This window comes from Halomonas sp. MCCC 1A13316 (assembly GCF_014931605.1).
Taxonomy (GTDB): Bacteria; Pseudomonadota; Gammaproteobacteria; order Pseudomonadales; family Halomonadaceae; genus Halomonas.
In genome coordinates this window covers 858,263-875,772 of record NZ_CP053382.1, presented here as the reverse complement: position 1 = coordinate 875,772, position 17,510 = coordinate 858,263, and the positions used below count along the sequence as shown (strand labels likewise).

Annotated in this window: 14 protein-coding genes; 5 read left to right on the top strand and 9 right to left on the bottom strand. The window is 64.8% G+C overall.

Features of this window, described 5'->3' with window-relative positions; genetic code table 11:
* Positions 1-9 precede the first annotated feature (9 nt).
* The 6 genes from rluB to HNO52_RS04100 form a co-directional block, all read right to left on the bottom strand.
* Positions 10-867, bottom strand: coding sequence for a 23S rRNA pseudouridine(2605) synthase RluB (rluB, locus tag HNO52_RS04125; RefSeq protein ID WP_197567956.1), 858 nt, complete (start codon positions 865-867; stop codon positions 10-12).
* On the bottom strand, positions 864-1,748 hold the full coding sequence (gene scpB / locus HNO52_RS04120) for an SMC-Scp complex subunit ScpB (protein ID WP_197567955.1): 885 nt from the start codon (positions 1,746-1,748) through the stop codon (positions 864-866). Before scpB ends, rluB begins: the two co-directional genes overlap by 4 nt.
* Complete coding sequence (locus HNO52_RS04115) at positions 1,745-2,704, bottom strand: segregation and condensation protein A (RefSeq protein WP_197567954.1); 960 nt, start codon at positions 2,702-2,704, stop codon at positions 1,745-1,747. Before HNO52_RS04115 ends, scpB begins: the two co-directional genes overlap by 4 nt.
* Before the next feature lie 76 nt (positions 2,705-2,780).
* A complete protein-coding gene (locus HNO52_RS04110) occupies positions 2,781-3,437 on the bottom strand; it encodes a DUF6629 family protein (RefSeq protein ID WP_332107659.1) in 657 nt (218 codons plus the stop codon).
* A 54-nt stretch (positions 3,438-3,491) separates the two neighbouring features.
* Positions 3,492-5,309 carry a DNA repair helicase RadD gene (gene radD, locus HNO52_RS04105; protein WP_197567952.1) on the bottom strand — a complete coding sequence of 606 codons (1,818 nt, stop codon included), beginning with the start codon at positions 5,307-5,309 and terminating at the stop codon, positions 3,492-3,494.
* 57 nt (positions 5,310-5,366) lie between these two features.
* Positions 5,367-6,197, bottom strand: coding sequence for a crotonase/enoyl-CoA hydratase family protein (locus tag HNO52_RS04100; RefSeq protein ID WP_197567951.1), 831 nt, complete (start codon positions 6,195-6,197; stop codon positions 5,367-5,369).
* A gap of 324 nt (positions 6,198-6,521) precedes the next feature.
* On the opposite strand from HNO52_RS04100, the gene HNO52_RS04095 reads away from it, so the two are divergent.
* Positions 6,522-7,019, top strand: coding sequence for a hypothetical protein (locus HNO52_RS04095; RefSeq protein WP_197567950.1), 498 nt, complete (start codon positions 6,522-6,524; stop codon positions 7,017-7,019).
* Positions 7,020-7,144: 125 nt separating this feature from the next.
* On the opposite strand, the gene purL is transcribed toward HNO52_RS04095, so the two are convergent.
* Positions 7,145-11,086, bottom strand: a complete 3,942-nt coding sequence (gene purL, locus HNO52_RS04090) for a phosphoribosylformylglycinamidine synthase (RefSeq protein ID WP_197567949.1) — start codon at positions 11,084-11,086, stop codon at positions 7,145-7,147.
* A gap of 154 nt (positions 11,087-11,240) precedes the next feature.
* On the opposite strand from purL, the gene mltF reads away from it, so the two are divergent.
* Together mltF and HNO52_RS04080 are read left to right on the top strand one after the other, a co-directional pair.
* A complete protein-coding gene (gene mltF / locus HNO52_RS04085; RefSeq protein ID WP_197567948.1) occupies positions 11,241-12,707 on the top strand; it encodes a membrane-bound lytic murein transglycosylase MltF in 1,467 nt (488 codons plus the stop codon).
* A gap of 12 nt (positions 12,708-12,719) precedes the next feature.
* Positions 12,720-13,118, top strand: coding sequence for a hypothetical protein (locus HNO52_RS04080; RefSeq protein ID WP_197567947.1), 399 nt, complete (start codon positions 12,720-12,722; stop codon positions 13,116-13,118).
* Positions 13,119-13,203: 85 nt separating this feature from the next.
* Here the strand turns inward: HNO52_RS04080 and tadA are convergent, their stop codons facing one another.
* Positions 13,204-13,695 carry a tRNA adenosine(34) deaminase TadA gene (tadA, locus tag HNO52_RS04075; RefSeq protein WP_197567946.1) on the bottom strand — a complete coding sequence of 164 codons (492 nt, stop codon included), beginning with the start codon at positions 13,693-13,695 and terminating at the stop codon, positions 13,204-13,206.
* Between the two features lie 61 nt (positions 13,696-13,756).
* Here tadA and HNO52_RS04070 point away from each other — a divergent pair, with 61 nt between their 5' ends.
* Complete coding sequence (locus HNO52_RS04070) at positions 13,757-14,578, top strand: acyl-CoA thioesterase (RefSeq protein ID WP_197567945.1); 822 nt, start codon at positions 13,757-13,759, stop codon at positions 14,576-14,578.
* 138 nt (positions 14,579-14,716) lie between these two features.
* Positions 14,717-16,474 carry a methyl-accepting chemotaxis protein gene (locus HNO52_RS04065; protein ID WP_197567944.1) on the top strand — a complete coding sequence of 586 codons (1,758 nt, stop codon included), beginning with the start codon at positions 14,717-14,719 and terminating at the stop codon, positions 16,472-16,474.
* A 72-nt stretch (positions 16,475-16,546) separates the two neighbouring features.
* On the opposite strand, the gene HNO52_RS04060 is transcribed toward HNO52_RS04065, so the two are convergent.
* Positions 16,547-17,419: a bifunctional nuclease family protein gene (locus tag HNO52_RS04060; protein ID WP_232090544.1), complete on the bottom strand. Its 873-nt coding sequence runs from the start codon at positions 17,417-17,419 to the stop codon at positions 16,547-16,549.
* Positions 17,420-17,510: the final 91 nt, after the last annotated feature.

Below are 17,510 nucleotides of genomic sequence, written 5' to 3'. Positions count from 1 at the left end.
ATCGCTCATCTAGCGGCCCTTGATATTCTTGGGCTTACGCATCGCCTGTACCGGGCGCCGCTTGTTCTTGTCGCGGCTCCAGCGGTTCTTCTCGTCCGGCGTAAGCTCGGGCACCTTGCGCGGCGTCAGCCCGGCAGACTGGGCCAGGTCGTCGATCTCGTCCTGGGACATTTCCACCCACTCACCCGCTTTGGCGCGCTTGTCGAGGAAGATGTTGCCGTAGCGCACCCGCTTCAAGCGGCTCACCGTGAGCCCCTGAGATTCCCACAGCCGGCGCACCTCGCGGTTGCGCCCTTCCATGATCACCACATGGAACCAGGTGTTGATCCCTTCGCCGCCGAACTCCTGCACGTCGGTGAAGCGCGCCGGACCATCCTCGAGCATCACCCCCTCGACCATGGCCACGATATGTTCCTTGCGCACTTCGCCCATCACTCGCACGGCATATTCGCGCTCGATCTGGGTGGAGGGATGCATCAAGCGGTTGGCCAGCTCGCCATCAGTGGTGAACAGCAGCAGGCCGCTGGTGTTGATGTCCAGGCGGCCGATGGCGATCCAGCGTTCGCCCTTGAGGCGCGGCAGACGCTCGAACACGGTGCGCCTCCCCTCGGGATCCTTGCGCGTACACAGCTCGCCTTCCGGCTTGTTGTACATGATCACCCGGCGCGGCGTCTCCTCGGCGCCGCGCAGGGTCACCGGGCGGTCGTCGAAGGCGACCCGGTCGCGCATCTCGATGCGATCGCCGAGCGTGGCGACCTTGCCGTTGACCTTGACGCGGCCGGCTTCGATGGCCGCTTCCATCTCGCGGCGCGAACCCAACCCGGCCCGGGCCAGGACCTTCTGCAGTTTTTCCGTGTTGCTCGTCATGTGTCTTCTGACTTCTCGTCTACGGTGGATTCCGCCCCCGCTCCGCCGTCATCGTCGACGCTGGTGCGGGCACGTTCGGCCAGGCGAGCCTCGAGATCGGCGAAGCTCAATCCTGGCCTGTCGGACGCCTTCCCGGCGTGTGGTACGTCGGCCGTCCCGGCCGTCGGTTCGTCAAGCGTAGCGTACGTTTCGGCACGCTCGTCGGCATTCTGATCTTCGATGCCGGCGCCATAGCTGGCCTCATCCTCGTCGCCGGTCATTTCCCCGCCTACGGCATCTTCGTCGGCCTGAGCCAGCAATGTGCTGGGCGGCGGCGGGGCCTCGTCCTCGAACACCGGCTCCGCCATACCCTTGAGTTCGTGCATGGGCGGCAGCTCATCCAGGGTCTTGAGCCCGAAGTCATCGAGGAACTGACGGGTGGTGGCATAAACCGCCGGACGACCCGGCACGTCACGGTGTCCGACCACGCGAATCCAGCCACGTTCGGCCAGGGTCCGCATGATCGAGCTGCTCACCGCCACCCCGCGCACTTCCTCGATGTCGCCGCGGGTCACCGGCTGACGATAGGCAATCAGCGCCAGGGTCTCCAACAGCGCTCGCGAGTAGCGCTGCGGGCGTTCGTCCCACAAACGCGAGACCCAGGGCGAAAGTCGCGGGCGAATACGCAATTGATAGCCCGAGGCGGTCTCGATCAGCTCCATGGCGCCGCGTTCGTGACGCCCTGCCACTCGTTCCAGCGCCTCGCGCAAGCTGCGCCGCTGCGGCCGCTCATGGTCGTCGAACAGCCCTTCGAGGCGTTCGAGCGACAGCGGCTCGGCTGCCGCCAGCAGTGCCGCCTCGAGGATCTCGTCGAGGCTGTCGGGCAGCTCCATGGCGGTCATGCGTTATCACCCCCTTCGGACATGCTCTTCTCCCCTCTGGCCACGGGCGATTCGGCAAAGGGGCTCTCGACGTCAACGCCCTCGTCATCGAAGGCTTCCTCCCCCGACTCCTCTCGTGGTGCACGGGCGCGCACATGGATCGGCGATAGCGGTGCATTCTGCACGATCTCGATCATCGCCTCCTTGGCCAGTTCGAGAATGGCCATGAAGGTGACGATGACGCCGGCACGCCCCTCCTCGAGGGTGAACAGCGCCTCGAACGGCGTGTAGTGCTCGTGGTTGAGACGCTCCATGATCGCCAGCATGCGCTCGCGAGTCGAGAGCACTTCGCGTCCCACCTGGTGGGCCTGGTTGAGTTCGGCCCGGCGCAGGATCCCGGCCAAGGCGCCGAGCAGTTCGTCGAGCTCCACGTCGGGGTGAATCACCCGTGCCTGCAGCGGCGGCAGTGCCGCCCGTGCCGGAAACCAATCGCGCCCCACCCGCGGCAGCCCGGCCAACGCCTCGGCCGCGCTCTTGAGCTGCTCGTACTCCTGCAGGCGGCGTATCAGCTCGGCACGTGGGTCGTCTTCCTCGTCGTCGCCCCCCTCCCTTGGCGGGCGCGGCAGCAGGGTCCGTGACTTGATCTCGGCCAGCATCGCCGCCATCAGCAGGTACTCGCCGGCCAGCTCGATCTCCATCGCCTTCATCAACTCCACGTACTCGATGTACTGCCGAGTGATGGCGGCCACGTCGATGGCCAGAATATCCAGGTTTTGCCGGCGAATCAGGTAGAGCAGCAGGTCGAGCGGCCCCTCGAACGCCTCGAGAAAAATCCGCAGCGCCTCCGGCGGGATATACAGATCCTCGGGCAGCTGAGTGATCGGCTCGTCGAATAGCCGCGCCAGCACCGCCGACTGGGTCTCGGCGTCGCTCGTGGCCGGCTGATCGGGAACAGCCGTGTGGGGCGTCTCGCTCACGCAGCGCGGACCTCTCGGGATGGGTCACAAACAAACGGACAGTCTAACCGAAACCATCATGGTGGAACATGGCAGCTCAGGACCTGACCGGGGCGCCACGGACCAGATAGAGAGCGAACAACGACAGTAGTGCAGCGAAGAAGCACCACACCGAGAAGAAGGCATAAGCGTAGAACATCATCGTCGCCACCATAGCAACCAGAAGCATAAGGCTGAAGACCATCAGGCGCCGATCCGAGGCAATCATGAAGGGAATGAGCGTCACGATCACATAAGCCAGGGTATAAAGCTGCTTCTGCAGCACTGGCCTGGCAGTCTCGTAAGCAATGGAGCTATTGACCACCGTGGTGGTAAAACCGGTGATACCAAGCAGTAGCGGCAGGTAGACCATCACTCCTACTCCGCCGCCAATGACCAAGAAGGAAAGCAGGAGGCTGCGCCGGCGTGCACTGCCCGTCTCAAGCCGGTAGGCGATCCAAGGAGAGTAGAAGGGCCAGATGCCAAACGCGAAGAAAAGGTAGACCAGCGATAGGGAGTGGACCCGGGATGAATCTCCCTGGCCCAAAGCCAGCCAAAGCCAGCCCTCGGTGGCTTGTTGCGCAGCGAATAGCAGCGGCATGGCAGCTATGGGGCGGTAACGTGGCTCCCTACCCCGGCATCGGTACAAGCAATAGGCTCCGGCCGCGACAAGCAGTCCGCTAGCCGCAAAGCTGGACTCGGCAGAGAAACACATGGCTCGCCCTCGCACCCCCGTTGTCTTGCACAGTAGCGAGTTATTCCCAGCACCTCAATCGGCGGCAACAGCACGTCGATAGCGCCCGGTGTAGTCGAACAGCTTCTCTCGCACCTGCCAATGTCGGCCCACCTTGCGCCCCACCACGAAGTCGGGGTGGCGCAGACGCCGACGCTCGACGACGACTTCCTCCGCGCTCAACGGCCGCCAGCGTGCTCCCGGCGCGCGTAGGTGATCGCGCAAGAAGACAGCAGCGAAAGCGGCACGCTGGGCCGCGGTCTCCAAGGCGAACCACTCGGCCAGCGTCTCCCCATCCTCGTCGTGGTAGGTGACCTTGAGGCGCGGCAGGCCACGCCCGTTGTCGGTGGCCTCGAGTTGCATTCCGGCCACTCGCAGCACTTTGGCATTGCTGAGGCGCAGCGCTTCCTTGAGCTTGTCGTCGGCGTCGACCAGCAGGGTCTCGCAGCCGTGGCAGCGCCGCGCGGCGATGTCGTTTTCGGCGCCGCACTCGCCGCAAACCTTGAAGCGATAGCGAAATTCACACTGATACTGTTTACAGGCGCCCGAAGCCGCGCCCCGTTGGCCACTGCCCTCCCCGCTGGAAGGGCCAGGATCGTTGATGAGCCCTTGGCAGCGCCTGCCGAAGTGCTCGATGACGATGTCGCCGTCGCGCCGCCCCCAGAACAGGTTGGCGTGGCCGCAAGCGGGGCATTCGACCTGCACCGGCTCGGTGTCCGAGGCCGGCCTGGGGCTGCCCACCTCCGGTGCGTAGAGGTCCCAAGGATTGCCGGCGTAATCGAGGATCAGGCAGTCGGTCTTGCCCGGTGCGAGTCGCAGGCCACGCCCCACGATCTGTTGGTAGAGACTCACCGACTCGGTGGGCCGCAGGATCGCGATCAGGTCGACGTGGGGCGCATCGAAGCCGGTGGTGAGCACCGCCACGTTGACCAGGTACCTGAGCTCCTGCCCCTTGAAAGCGGCTATGAGGCGTTCGCGCTCGCGTGATGGCGTCTCGCCGGTGATCAGTGCCGCCTCATCGGGGGGCAGGTAGCCGAGGATCTCCTCGGCGTGAGCCACCGTGGCGGCGAAGAGCATCACGCCCTGGCGCTGGCGGGCGCGCTCGATGATCTCGGCGACGATGCCCGGCGTAGCGCGGCTGCCCGCCACCACCCGGTTGAGTTCCTCTTCGCGGTAAAGCCCACTGGCGGCCGGGCGAAGCGAGGCGAAGTCGTAGCGCTCGACGGCAGCATCCACGCGCCGTGGCTCGGCCAGGTAGCCCTGCTTGACCATTAATCGCAGCGGCTGCTCGAAGACGCAGTCGCGAAAGAAGCAGTCGTCGTCGCCGCGTACCATGCCGTGATGATGCCGGTAGTAGATGAACCCCTGCCCCAGGCGATAAGGCGTGGCGGTCAGCCCCAGCACCTTGAGCCGCGGGTTGGCCTGGCGCAGGCGCTCGATCACGCGGCGGTAACCGGCGTCCTTGTCCGGCGAGACCCGATGACACTCGTCGATTACCAGCAGGGTGAAATTACTGTCGTCGAAGCGCTCCAGGTTGCGCACCACCGACTGTACCGAGCCGAACACCACCTGGCGCGCACTCTCCTTGCGCCCCAGCCCGGCACTGTAGATATCCGCCTCGAGGCCATAGGCCAGGTACTTGGCGTGGTTCTGTTCCACCAGTTCGCGCACATGAGCGAGCACCAGCACCCGTCCGCGTGCGAGGCGCGCCAGCTCGGCAATCACCAGCGACTTGCCGCTACCGGTGGGCAACACCACCACCGCCGGCTCGTCACTGGCGCGGAAATGTGTCACCACGCGACGCACGGCCTCCTGCTGGTAAGAACGCAGCGAAGGGCAGCGAGAGGTGGACATGGCAGCTACGCCGGAGGAATTCATAAAAGGCCAGTCGGACGATCGAGGCCCGTCATGTTAACCGTGATCGGATTCTTCGTCAGGTCGACATGGGTCGGCAAAGCACGGCTTGCGCCCGGCCATTCTGGCCGCCACGGCTTCCAGTTGCTCCTCGCCGCCGAGCAAACCCCGCTGCAGGCTCGCCTCCTGCGCCAAGCGCTCGCGCTCCGACATGCCAAGGGCGCGGGCAAACAGCTCGCGGGCTGCGGCCACGGCCTTGGGCGAGCGTGCTGCAACCGCCGTGGCGATATCGCGAGCGGTACCCTGCGGGTCGTCGGCCAGGCGAGTAGCCAGGCCCAACGTTACGGCTTCCTGCCCGTCCACCTTGCGTCCCGTCCAGGCCAGCTCGCGCAGCACGTCGCGGCGAATATTCTCTCCGGTCACGCTGATGGCCATATCGGGAATGATGCCCCAGACGATCTCCAGCAGTGCCAGCCGAGCCTCGCGGTGCACCACGCGAATATCGGCGCCCAATGCGATCTGCAGGCCACCCCCATAGACATGCCCGTGCAGGGCGGCGATCACCGGCACGCCGGCATCGCGCCAGCCCAGCGCCAGACGCTGCACCGGATTGATGCCCTGTTCGTCGGCAGCCAGCAACGAGGGCAGCCGCTCGGGGCGGGACATGATCGCTGCCATGTCGAGGCCGGCGCAGAAGCTCTCCCCCTCCCCCTTGAGTACCACGGCGCGCAAACCGTCGAGTTCACGCAAGCACTGCTGCGCTGCCAGCAGGGCATCGATCATCGCCCAGTCGAGGCCGTTGTGCTCGCGAGGTCTCGCCAGGGCGACCTCGGCCACATGATCCTGAAACGTAAGTGTCACCCGTTCATGAAAAACTTGCTGTGTCATGCATGGCTGCCTCATGTCATTCGTCAAGGCAGTCTGGCGCGACGGCTACAGTTGTCAAACCTTCGTTTCATTTTGCTTCGATGGATTTTTCCGCAGTTCGTCTATAGTGAGAGTTCAGTGCTGTGTCGGGCGAAGCCACCAAAGGGCAATGGGGAGTAGCGTGGCTTTCGTCATACCCGTGGATGGAATCACTGGTTCATCGGACCTAAACGTCGCGAAACTTGATGAAGGTCATGCAAACCGAAGGCATTCTCTGAGCATCATTGTGGCCGCCAACATGCGGGGAAGCGGCTGATGCTCGGCCTTCGTAAAGAGGACACCGCCATGCCAGAAAAACAAACAAGGATCACCAGGCTGGCCCTGGTGCTGGAAGAGCTGCTGACACTCGCCGAAGCGCACGAGCGCAACGAGGTCATGCGCTATAGACGACTCGCTTTCAGCTTCCTGCCTTTCGATACCGCCGTGAGCCGCCTGATGGCCTCACTTGGAATCCAATGCGAAATGCGCGTCGAGGAGTTACGCCGCCTCTCGCGTCAGTTGGGCCTTCCGGAGCCTTCCGGCATTCAGGCACAGCCAAGTGCTACCTTGGCACCTCCCTTCTTCGTCAGCACTCAGGCAGTGGCATATGATGTCTTGACCCAGGCGGTGACCGACGCCGGATACTCGCTGCACTTCCATGAGCATCTGCGCGAAGCCAGCACCGTACCGGCGCTATATCCCGCCCTGACGGCGGTGATCAAGCAGAAGCGGGCGGAGCATACCGTGCTGGAGGGTTTCCTCGCTTCTCGCAGTGAATCGACGCAAATGGAACAGCGCGCCTGAAGCGATGCCTTAGTCGGGCAGCGCAGCCAGCCATAAAACGGCAGGGATGAGCCAGGACAGCTGTAAACGAAGAGGCGGCCCGCAGGCCGCCTCTTTTATTTCGTTTCTTTCATGCCGATCGAGAATCAGCCAAGCCACACGCGCGCGTTGCGGAACAGCCGCATCCAGGCACCGTCCCGACCCCACTCCGCAGGACGCCAGGAGTTGCTCACGGCCCGCACCACCCGCTCCGGGTGAGGCATCATGATGGTGACACGCCCATCCGGTGTGGTCAGGCCGGTGATGCCGGAAGGCGAGCCGTTGGGGTTGGCCGGATAGTGAGTGGTCACCTGGCCGTAGTTGTCGACGTAGCGCAATGCGACCTGTGCGCTGCCCTGCATGCTGCGCAGGTGGGCGCTGTCGCGGAACTCGGCACGCCCCTCGCCGTGTGCCACGGCGATCGGTAGCCGCGACCCCTCCATGCCGGCCAGCAGGATCGAAGGATTCTGCTCCACCTGTACCATGGCCACCCGGGCCTCGAACTGCTCGGACTCGTTGCGCACGAAGCGCGGCCAGTTCTCGGCACCGGGGATCAGTTCCTTGAGCTGGGCGAACATCTGGCAACCGTTGCACACCCCGAGACCGAAGCTGTCGTCGCGCTCGAAAAAGGCTGCGAACTGCTCCCGGGCACGCGGGTTGAACAGCACCGACTTGGCCCAGCCGCCGCCGGCGCCGAGCACGTCGCCGTAGGAGAAGCCGCCGCAGGCGACCAAACCCTTGAACTCCTCAAGGGTAATTCGCCCTTCGAGAATGTCGCTCATGTGCACATCCACCGCCTCGAAGCCGGCACGGTCGAAGGCCCAGGCCATTTCCACATGACCGTTGACGCCCTGCTCGCGCAGGATGGCCACCGCCGGACGCGACGTGTTGACGAACGGCGCGGCGATGTCCTCGTCGACATCGAAGGTGGCAGTGGCCGAGAGGCCCGGATCGCGGCCGTCGAGCAGTCCGTCGAACTCGCTCTTGGCGCAGTCGGGATTGTCGCGCAGCGCCTGCATGCGGTAGCTGGTCTCGGCCCAGGTGCGCTGAGTCAGCAGCCGGGTGGTCTCCAGCAGCGGTTCCTCGAACAGGGTCACGCGCACCTGGTCGTCGTAGCGTGGCCGAGCGATGACGCCACAGGTCTCGATGCCGGCCGCGGCGAACTGGGCCAGCACCTCTTCGGTATGCCGGCGGTTGACCTGAATCACCGCGCCGAGCTCCTCGGCGAACAGCGCATCGACCGCCTGGGTCGGCTCGTCGATCAGCCAGTCGAGCTTGATCTCGAGGCCGGCGCGAGCGGCGAAGGCCATCTCCAGCAGAGTCACCAGCAGGCCACCGTCGCTGCGATCGTGGTAGGCCAGCAGTTTGTCGTCGCGGTTGAGCCCCTGGATTACGGCGAAGAACGCCTTGAGATCCTCCGGGTCATCGAGGTCCGGGCACTCGTTGCCGACCTGGCCGTAGACCTGCGCCAGTGCCGAGCCGCCCAGGCGGTTCCGGCCGCCACCCAGGTCAACCAGGATCAGGTCGCTCTCGTCCTGGTCGAGGTTGATCTGCGGCGTCAGGGTCTTCAGCGCATCGGTGGCCGGCGCGAAGCCAGTGACCGCCAACGTGAGCGGCGCGGTGACGCTCTTCTCCTCGGCCTCGTCGTCGCTCCGCCAGGCGGTGCGCATGGACATGGAGTCCTTGCCCACCGGGATGGCAATGCCGAGCTGCGGGCAGAGTTCCATGCCCACCGCGTGGACCGCGTCGAACAGCGCCTGGTTCTCGCCGACGTGATCGGCGGCACTCATCCAGTTGGCGGAGAGCTTGATGTCGCCGAGATTCTCGATGGGTGCCGCCGCTAGGTTGGTGATGGTCTCTGCCACCGCCAGCCGGGCGCTCGCCGCCGGGTCGATCAATGCCACCGGCGGGCGCTCGCCCATGGCCATGGCCTCGCCGGCGTGGGTATCGAAGCTCGCGGTGGTGACGGCGACGTCGGCCACCGGCACCTGCCACGGGCCGACCATCTGGTCGCGGGCCACCATTCCGGTAATCGAGCGGTCGCCAATGGTGATCAGGAAACTCTTGGAAGCCACCGTGGGCAGGCGCAGCACACGCTCCATCGCCTCGCGCAGGTCGAGGTTGTCGAGCATTACGCCGGGCAGTTCCAGCGCCTCGCGCTGAAATTCACGCTGCATCTTCGGCGGCTTGCCGAACAGGACGCTCATCGGCAGGTCGACCGGTTTCGTCGCGAAGTGACCGTCGTGCACCTCCAAGTGATGCGCCTCGGTGGCCTCGCCGACCACGGCGTAGGGGCAGCGCTCGCGGGCGCACAGCGCATCGAAGGTGTCGAGGTCCTGCGGCGCCACGGCCAGCACATAGCGTTCCTGGGCCTCGTTGCACCAGATCTCCAGCGGGCTCATGCCGGGCTCGGCGTTGGGTACCTCGCGCAGCTCGAAGCGTCCGCCGCGCTCACCGTCCTTGACCAGCTCGGGCAGGGCGTTGGAGAGCCCGCCGGCACCGACGTCATGGAAGAAGCGGATGGGATTGGCCTCGCCCAGCGCCCAGCAGCGGTCGATCACTTCCTGGGCTCGGCGTTCCATTTCGGGGTTCTCGCGCTGCACCGAGGCGAAATCGAGGTCGGCGCTGGAGGCGCCGGAGGCCATCGACGAGGCCGCCCCGCCACCCAGGCCGATCAACATGGCCGGCCCGCCCATCACGATCAGCTTACCGCCGACGGGGATCACGCCCTTCTGCACATGGCCTTCACGAATGTTGCCGTAGCCGCCGGCGATCATGATCGGCTTGTGGTAGCCGCGCCGCTCGATGCCACCAGCCCCCATGGTGTCCTGCTCATAGGTACGGAAATAGCCGGCAAGGTTGGGGCGCCCGAATTCGTTGTTGAACGACGCCCCGCCGATGGGCCCCTCAAGCATGATTGCAAGCGCCGACTGCATGCGCTCGGGCTTGCCGTAGTCGAACGCCTCCCAGGGTTGAACGAACTCGGGGATGCGCAGGTTGGAGACGGTGAAGCCGGTGAGGCCGGCCTTGGGCTTACCGCCGATGCCGGTGGCACCTTCGTCGCGGATCTCGCCACCAGCGCCGGTGGCTGCTCCCGGATAGGGCGCAATCGCCGTGGGGTGGTTGTGAGTCTCCACCTTCATCAGGATGTGGATCGGCTCGCGCTGCGCAGCGTACACGGCGCGCTCGGCGGCCTTGCCGGTCAGCGGCGCGGCGAAGAAACGCGGCGCCGTAGTCCCTTCGATCACCGCGGCGTTATCGCTATAGGCGGAGAGAATGTTCTCGGGTGCGGCCTGGTAGGTATTCTTGATCATCTTGAACAGCGAATGGCTCTGCGCCTCGCCGTCGATCACCCAGTCGGCGTTGAAGATCTTGTGTCGGCAATGCTCGGAGTTGGCCTGGGCGAACATCATCAGTTCGACGTCCGAGGGGTTGCGCTCCAGGTCGCGGAAGGCATCGACCAGGTAGTCGATCTCATCCTCGGCCAGCGCCAGGCCCAGGTTGAGGTTGGCTTCCTCGAGCGCCGCACGGCCCCCCTCGAGGATATCCACCTGCCCCAGCGGCGCCGGCTCATGATGAGCGAACAATCGAGCGGCATCTGAGGCGTCGGTCAGCACGCTCTCGGTCATGCGGTCATGGAGGGTCTCGTGAATCGCCATGAAGGCCGCCTCGGACATCGGCGCTTTGAGTGCCACGCGGTAGGCGATCCCGCGCTCGATCCGACGCACTCGCTCCAGGCCGCAGTTGTGGGCGATGTCGGTGGCCTTGGACGACCATGGCGACTGAGTACCGATGCGCGGCACCACGAGGAACAGTTGGCCTTCGCTATCGAGCGCGCTCTGGGGCTCATCGCTCCCGCTTCTGATGCCATAATCGAGCAACTGGCCGAGGAGGTTACGCTCCTCGTCGGAAAATTCACCGGAGTGATCCACGAAATGCACGTAGGCGGCGCGCAGGGACTCGACCTCGGGAACCCGTGCGCGCAGGGCAGCCAGCAGCTTGTCATGACGGAAAGCGGAAAGGGCAGGCGCGCCTCGAAGTTCGAGCATGTCTTGAAGCCTCTGAAGCAAGCGGAGGAAGGGGCCGCACGGCGGCGCAGAAAGGCGACATGATACTGGAAAGCGAGGGGTAGACGAAATGCAGCAGATGACAGTCGTGCCTCGGACCGTTATCGTGAAGCTCTCTTCGCCGATCGTCGTCTGAATGCCCCAGTTTGATAGTCCTGTCCCGCTAAGCCGCCTGCGCCTGGCCGCCTTGTTGCTGCTAGGAGTCATCCTGTGCCTGGCGCCCTACCGCCATTTCAAGCCCCCCAGTGGTTTGCTGGAAGCCGTTCGTCACCGCGATTTCATCAGCATTCACACGCGCAATACGCCGACCACCTACTACGAGGGGCGTCACGGCCCGACGGGATTCGAATACGAGCTGATGCTCCGTTTCGCCGACTTCCTCGGCGTCAGCCTGACCCTGGACTCGCGCCACCATATCCAGAGCGCGCTGGATGCGGTGCGCCAGGAAGGCGATCTGGCCGCGGCCGCCCTGCCGCTTGACCTGACCCAGCAAGACCTTATCTATAGTCGCCCGATCCTCGACCTGCAACCGCTGCTGGTCTACCGCCGCGGCCTGCCGCCGGTCGATTCCACCGAGGATCTCGCCGGCCTCACCATCGGCACCATCCGCGGCTCGGGTACCGATCTTGTACTGCGCGAACTGCAAACCGAGCATCCGGAGCTTGGCTGGCGAGAATCCTCTGACCTGGAAGTCGCCGAGCTGCTCAGCCGGGTGGAGAGCGGCAACCTCGATGCAGCCGTGGTCTTCGAGCATCAGTTTCGCATCAACCGGATCTTCTTTTCCGGCGTGGAGCGCGGCTTTCCGTTGGGCAAGCCGCTCTCGATGGCCTGGGCCTTTCCGGCCAAGGGCGGTTTGGGGCTGCAGCAGGAGGCCAACCGTTTCCTCACCGACCTGCAACAGAAAGGGCTGCTCGACGAACTGATCGCCAACCACTTCGGTCATGACGACTATCTCGAGTACGTTGGCGCGCGTACCTTCATCGCCCACCTCAACGAGCGCCTGCCGGACTACGCCGAGCTGTTCCGCGAGGCGGCGCGCAACACCGGTTTCGACTGGAAGCTGCTGGCGGCAGTGGGCTATCAGGAGTCGCACTGGAACCCCGAAGCCACCTCACCCACCGGCGTACGCGGGCTGATGATGCTGACGCAGCCCACCGCTGGCGAGATGGGCGTGAGCGACCGCCTCGATCCGGCCCAGAGCGTGGATGGCGGCGCGCGCTACCTGCGCCAGATCAAGGAGCGTCTACCAGAATCGATCCAGGGCGAAGACCGGCTCTACATGGCCATGGCCGCCTACAACGTGGGGCTCGGTCATCTGTACGATGCGCGCAAGATCGCCGAGGAGCGCGGCGGCAATCCCGATAGCTGGAAGGACGTACGCGAGGCGTTGCCGCTGCTGCAGCAACATGAATGGCACAGCAAGACTCGCCATGGCTACGCCCGTGGCGGCGAGCCGGTCATCTATGTGCGCAACATCCGGCGCTACCATGAGATCCTGACTTACGTCGACCGCAGCCAACAGCAGTACCTTCAATTGAACAACCTGCAGAACGGAGAGGATGATGGCGCACCGCTGTTCGACATCGTCTCTCCCCTTCTCTAGAAGAGCGTGATCATGTGCCGCCATGCCACCTTCTTCACCTGCCTGGCCAGCATTTCGCTCGCCATTGGTGTCGTATTCGTGGGTGAAGACGGCCCGGTGCATGAATTCGCTGCGCTCGGGCTGACGGGCATGCTCGTCCTGGCCCAGTTGCTGCTGTTGCGGGGCTGGCATGCGCCGGCCAAGATACTGGTAGGGCTCACCCTGTTGCCGCTGGCCTTGACGCTGGCCAGCTATGTGCTGCCGGAGTACTGGATTCCACTGCCGCACTGGAACGCCATGAGTCGCGGCCTGGCCGACGGGCTGACGCTGGAAGCCTGGCGTCCGGCACTGCTGACGACCCTCAGCCCGATTCTGCTTGCCACACTGATCGCCACGCGTACCCGTCGTCACCTTGGTCGACGGCCCGCTTGACGTCGCCGTTCGCATGCAGGCTGCCGACGATGCGCTCTACCGCGCCAAGGCCGAGGGGCGCAATCAAGTCAGGATGACCCCACCGTTAACCACCTTCGAAAAAGTCTGACGAGGCTGCCCCGCTCTCACGCCTGGTTTCGAAGAAGGCCTTGAGCATTTTTGCTGCACGCGCGGCGAGCACACCCCCCTCCACCATGACCCGATGGTTGTACCAAGGCTGGGCGAACAGGTTGGCCTTCGATTCCACCATGCCGGCACGCGGTTCGGCGGCGCCATAGACCAGCCGGGCGATACGAGCATGGATGATCGCTCCGGTACACATCAGGCAGGGTTCCAGGGTGACGTAGAGGGTGCAGCCATCGAGGCGATAATTGCCCAGGTGCACCGCGGCGGCACGCAGTGCGCGAATCTCGGCGTGGGCGCTGGGGTCGTGGCCCGAAATAGGCGAATTGTAGCCGGCGCCGACGATTTCACCGGCGGCATCCACCACCACCGCCCCCACCGGCACCTCACCGGCAGCCAGCCCTTCGCGGGCCTGGTCCAGCGCCCGGTGCATGTAGAATTCGTCACTGCGCATCGGCGCGGACTCCGTTATGCTGTTGCCTGAAACAACCGTATGATACGCCAGAGGAAGCCCCATGACCGTTGCCCTGAATGCGCTCGTCGACCTGCTCGGTCTGGAAGAGATCGAAGAGAACCTGTTCCGCGGCCGTAGTCAGGATCTTGGCCTGCCGCAGCTGTTCGGTGGCCAGGTGCTTGGCCAGGCCCTCTCGGCCGCCTCTCACACGGTGGATGCCAGCCGCCAGGCACATTCGCTGCACGGTTATTTCCTGCGCCCCGGGGACCCGCATCGCCCGGTAGTCTATCAGGTCGACGCCGTGCGCGATGGCGGAAGCTTCACTACTCGGCGCGTCACCGCCATCCAGAAGGGGCGTCCCATCTTCTTCTGCAGCGCCTCCTTCCATGGCCGCGAAGAGGGCATGACGCACCAGATAGCCATGCCCGAGGTTACCCTTCCCGAAGCGCTGGACCAGGATCCGAACGCCCGCCTGGAGCGCTTTCCCGGTCATCCCATCGAATTCCTGCACCTAGGTGACGAAGCCGAGCCGGGCCAACCTTCACGCAAGCGGCTCTGGTTCCGCCTCACCGGCGAGCTGCCCGACGATCCGGCGCTGCATCGCTACCTGCTGGCCTACAGTTCCGACTTCAATCTGCTGACCACGGCCCTGGTGCCACATGGCATTACCTTCCGCGATCCCAAGCTGCAGATCGCCAGTCTCGATCACGCGCTATGGTTCCATCATGACGTCAAGGTCAATGACTGGCTGCTCTACGAGATGGACAGCCCCTGGGCCGGCGGCGCTCGTGGCTTCGCCCGCGGCAGCATCTTCGACCGCAGCGGCCGGCTGGTCGCCTCTACCGCTCAGGAGGGCCTGACTCGCCTGCGCGATACTCCCTGAAACCACTCCTATGAGGCCACTGTCGGACTAATGTCGTAGCCGCGGAGAGTGAGGAAGACCTAAAGAATCGCTGAAATCGGCCGATGTAAGTAAGTGCTTACGATCGTATCAGTACACTTCCATCTCCGAGGTTTCGCAATGCAAGCATCAGCTCCCAAGGCCTCATTTGCACTGAGCCTTCAGGCTCGCCTCCTGCTCCTGGTCCTGGTCCCACTGTTGATCACCACCGTCGGCCTGGTCGTCCTGGATGCCTACAGCCGGATACAGGACAATCTCGACGCCCTCGACCGGCAGCGCCAACTGCTCATCGACACCCGAAAGGCCGGCGTTCGCGATGTGGTAGAGAGCGCCCACACCGCCATCGAACCGGTGCTGCAAGCTCCGGGCCTCAGCGATGCCGAGCGGCGCGAGCGAGCTGCCGAGATACTGCGCTCCATCAAGTTCGAAGGTAGCAACTACATCTTCGCCTACCAGTACGACGGCCTAAACGTGGTCACCGCACCGATGCCCGAGCGCGAAGGCACGAACATGTGGGACCTACAGGCCCCGGATGGTTCCTACATCCTCCGCGACCTGATCGCCGCAGCGCAGCGGGGAGGCGATTTCTATGAGTATCCGTGGGAGCATCCGAGCACGGGCACCGTCGAACCCAAGTACTCTTACGCAGCCAATGTGCCCGAACTGGGCTTGATGATCGGCGCCGGCGTCTACGCTACCGAGATCGACGCTGCGATGGCCAGCGCCAAGGCCCAGTCAGCCGCCTCTCTACGTCGCGCCATCCTGTTCTCATCGTTGCTGGGGCTGGGACTATTCGTCGGCGTAGCGATCGTATCGATCTGGCTGGTACGCCGTACCGTGGCACCGATACGTCGCACCGCCGAGGCCATGCGCGACATCGCCAAGGGGCAAGGCGACCTGACCCGCCGGCTGAAGGTGGAGAGCCGCGATGAGATCGGTGAACTGGCAAGCCAGTTTAATGCCTTCGTCTCGCGCATGCAGGATACCCTGCGTGACGTGCGCCGTAGCACCGCGAGCGTAAACCAGGCCGCCGAGGAAATTGCCCAGGGAAGCGACGAGCTCGCCACCCGCACCGAGCAGGCTGCCGCCAACCTGCAGGAGACCTCAGCCTCGATGGAGGAGATCACCGCCACGGTGAACCACAGCACCGAATCGGCCGAACAGGCCAACCAGTTGGTGGTGGCAACCTCCCAGGTCGCCCGCGACGGGGAGAGCGCCATGCAGCGGGTCGAGCGCACCATGGCCGATATCGACGCCTCATCCAGCCGCATCGCAGAGATCGTCAGCCTGATCGACGGCATCGCCTTCCAGACCAATATCCTGGCTCTCAACGCCTCGGTGGAAGCGGCACGCGCCGGCGAGCACGGGCGCGGCTTCGCCGTGGTCGCCCAGGAAGTGCGCACCCTGGCCAGCCGTTCCGGCGAAGCGGCCAAGGAGATCCGTGCCCTGATCAACACCTCCGTGGCCCACGCCCGCGACGGCAGCGAGATCGTCCAGCGTGCCGGTGCCACCATGCAGGAGATTGTCTCCAGCGTGGCGCGGGTCAGCGACGTGATCGCCGAAATCAGTGCCGGAGCAAGGGAACAGAACGCCGGCATCGGCCAGATCAATACCGCCGTGGCCGAGATGGACACCATGACCCAGCAGAACGCCGCCATGGTGCAGCAGACTTCTACCGCCGCAGCCGAAATGCGCCGCCATGCACAGCACCTCGGCGACCTGATCGGAACCTTCGTCCTTGGAGAGGAAAGGTCCGTACAGCCGAAGGCACAGCAACGGGTCGTTCCTGCGGCTCGGCCCACCGCGCTTCCGCGCCCTGCCACGGATCCCAAGCCGCGCAAGGCGCACACTGCCGAGGAGGAGTGGGAAACTTTCTGACGAAGAAGACGAACGGCCAGCCAGGGAGGTCTGACCATCTTGCACTGTCGCCTCGTGTCTTCTCTAACACGGTCAGGTACGAACGCCGGGCACGTCATGCCGCAGCCGCGGCACGGGCTGCGGCGGGGGGACGTCGGTGGTGATCTTCAGCTCGTTCTCCTCACCCTCCTGCCAATAACGCAGCCGGGTGTCTTCTTCCACGGCGGTATCGCGGACCAGCTCAAGATAACGCAGCGGCGTGACGGGAACCTCTCCGTTCACCTCGAGCAGCAGCGCGCCGGGGCGTACCCCGGCCTCCGCCGCCGGCCCGCGCACGTCGCTGACCAGCACACCGGGGCGGTCGGGCAGGCCCAGTGCCTCACGCAAGTCGTCGGTCGCCGGCGTGACGCTTATGCCCAGCGCCACGACGACCTGTTCTTCCAGGCCTTCGTATTCGATATTCCGAGCCGCCTCGAGGACTTTGGGCGCCACGTGAATGCTTGCCCCCGCATAGAGGGCCAAGGCGATGGCATCGCTGGGCCGGCTGTCGATGAGCAGCGTCTCTTCACGCCCCGGCAGGCGCAGTTCCAGCATGCCGAGAAAGGTGTGACCGACGATGGCATCGACGTAGACCCGCTCCAAAGTGACGTCGAGACCATCAAGCACGCCGCCCAGCAACTCGTGGGTCATGGGCCGGGGAGAACGCTCACCGGCCAGCCCGCGCAGGATCGCGCCCGCCTCGCTGATACCGATGAAGATCGGAATCACCTCGCGCACGCCCGGCTCGCGCAGCAGCACCACCGGCGGACCGCCAAAGCCGGCCAGCCCCACCGTGGCGACCTCCACCTCGACCATCTCGCCGATTTCGGCGGCGAGTTCACGGGCGCCTGCGGCCAACGGGCCAGCCAACAGCACGGCCCCACACAGCAGCGACAGCAGGTAGTGCCAGCGATTGGACAGTGGCATGGGGTATCTTCTGTAGGCAGGCAGTTGGTTTCAGCATGGCACCCGGGGCGCCTCCCTTCCATGTTGGCAAGCGCTTTGCGACCTTACCGGC

Bases quoted from the DNA above. Each gene is read 5' to 3' on its own strand.
- HNO52_RS04060 (WP_232090544.1), bottom strand. From the start codon at position 17,419: ATGCCACTGTCCAATCGCTGGCACTACCTGCTGTCGCTGCTGTGTGGG.
- purL (WP_197567949.1), bottom strand. From the start codon at position 11,086: ATGCTCGAACTTCGAGGCGCGCCTGCCCTTTCCGCTTTCCGTCATGAC.
- rluB (WP_197567956.1), bottom strand. From the start codon at position 867: ATGACGAGCAACACGGAAAAACTGCAGAAGGTCCTGGCCCGGGCCGGG.
- HNO52_RS04100 (WP_197567951.1), bottom strand. From the start codon at position 6,197: ATGACACAGCAAGTTTTTCATGAACGGGTGACACTTACGTTTCAGGAT.
- radD (WP_197567952.1), bottom strand. From the start codon at position 5,309: ATGTCCACCTCTCGCTGCCCTTCGCTGCGTTCTTACCAGCAGGAGGCC.
- scpB (WP_197567955.1), bottom strand. From the start codon at position 1,748: ATGACCGCCATGGAGCTGCCCGACAGCCTCGACGAGATCCTCGAGGCG.
- HNO52_RS04095 (WP_197567950.1), top strand. From the start codon at position 6,522: ATGCCAGAAAAACAAACAAGGATCACCAGGCTGGCCCTGGTGCTGGAA.
- HNO52_RS04080 (WP_197567947.1), top strand. From the start codon at position 12,720: ATGTGCCGCCATGCCACCTTCTTCACCTGCCTGGCCAGCATTTCGCTC.
- HNO52_RS04065 (WP_197567944.1), top strand. From the start codon at position 14,717: ATGCAAGCATCAGCTCCCAAGGCCTCATTTGCACTGAGCCTTCAGGCT.
- HNO52_RS04070 (WP_197567945.1), top strand. From the start codon at position 13,757: ATGACCGTTGCCCTGAATGCGCTCGTCGACCTGCTCGGTCTGGAAGAG.
- mltF (WP_197567948.1), top strand. From the start codon at position 11,241: ATGCCCCAGTTTGATAGTCCTGTCCCGCTAAGCCGCCTGCGCCTGGCC.
- tadA (WP_197567946.1), bottom strand. From the start codon at position 13,695: ATGCGCAGTGACGAATTCTACATGCACCGGGCGCTGGACCAGGCCCGC.
- HNO52_RS04110 (WP_332107659.1), bottom strand. From the start codon at position 3,437: ATGTGTTTCTCTGCCGAGTCCAGCTTTGCGGCTAGCGGACTGCTTGTC.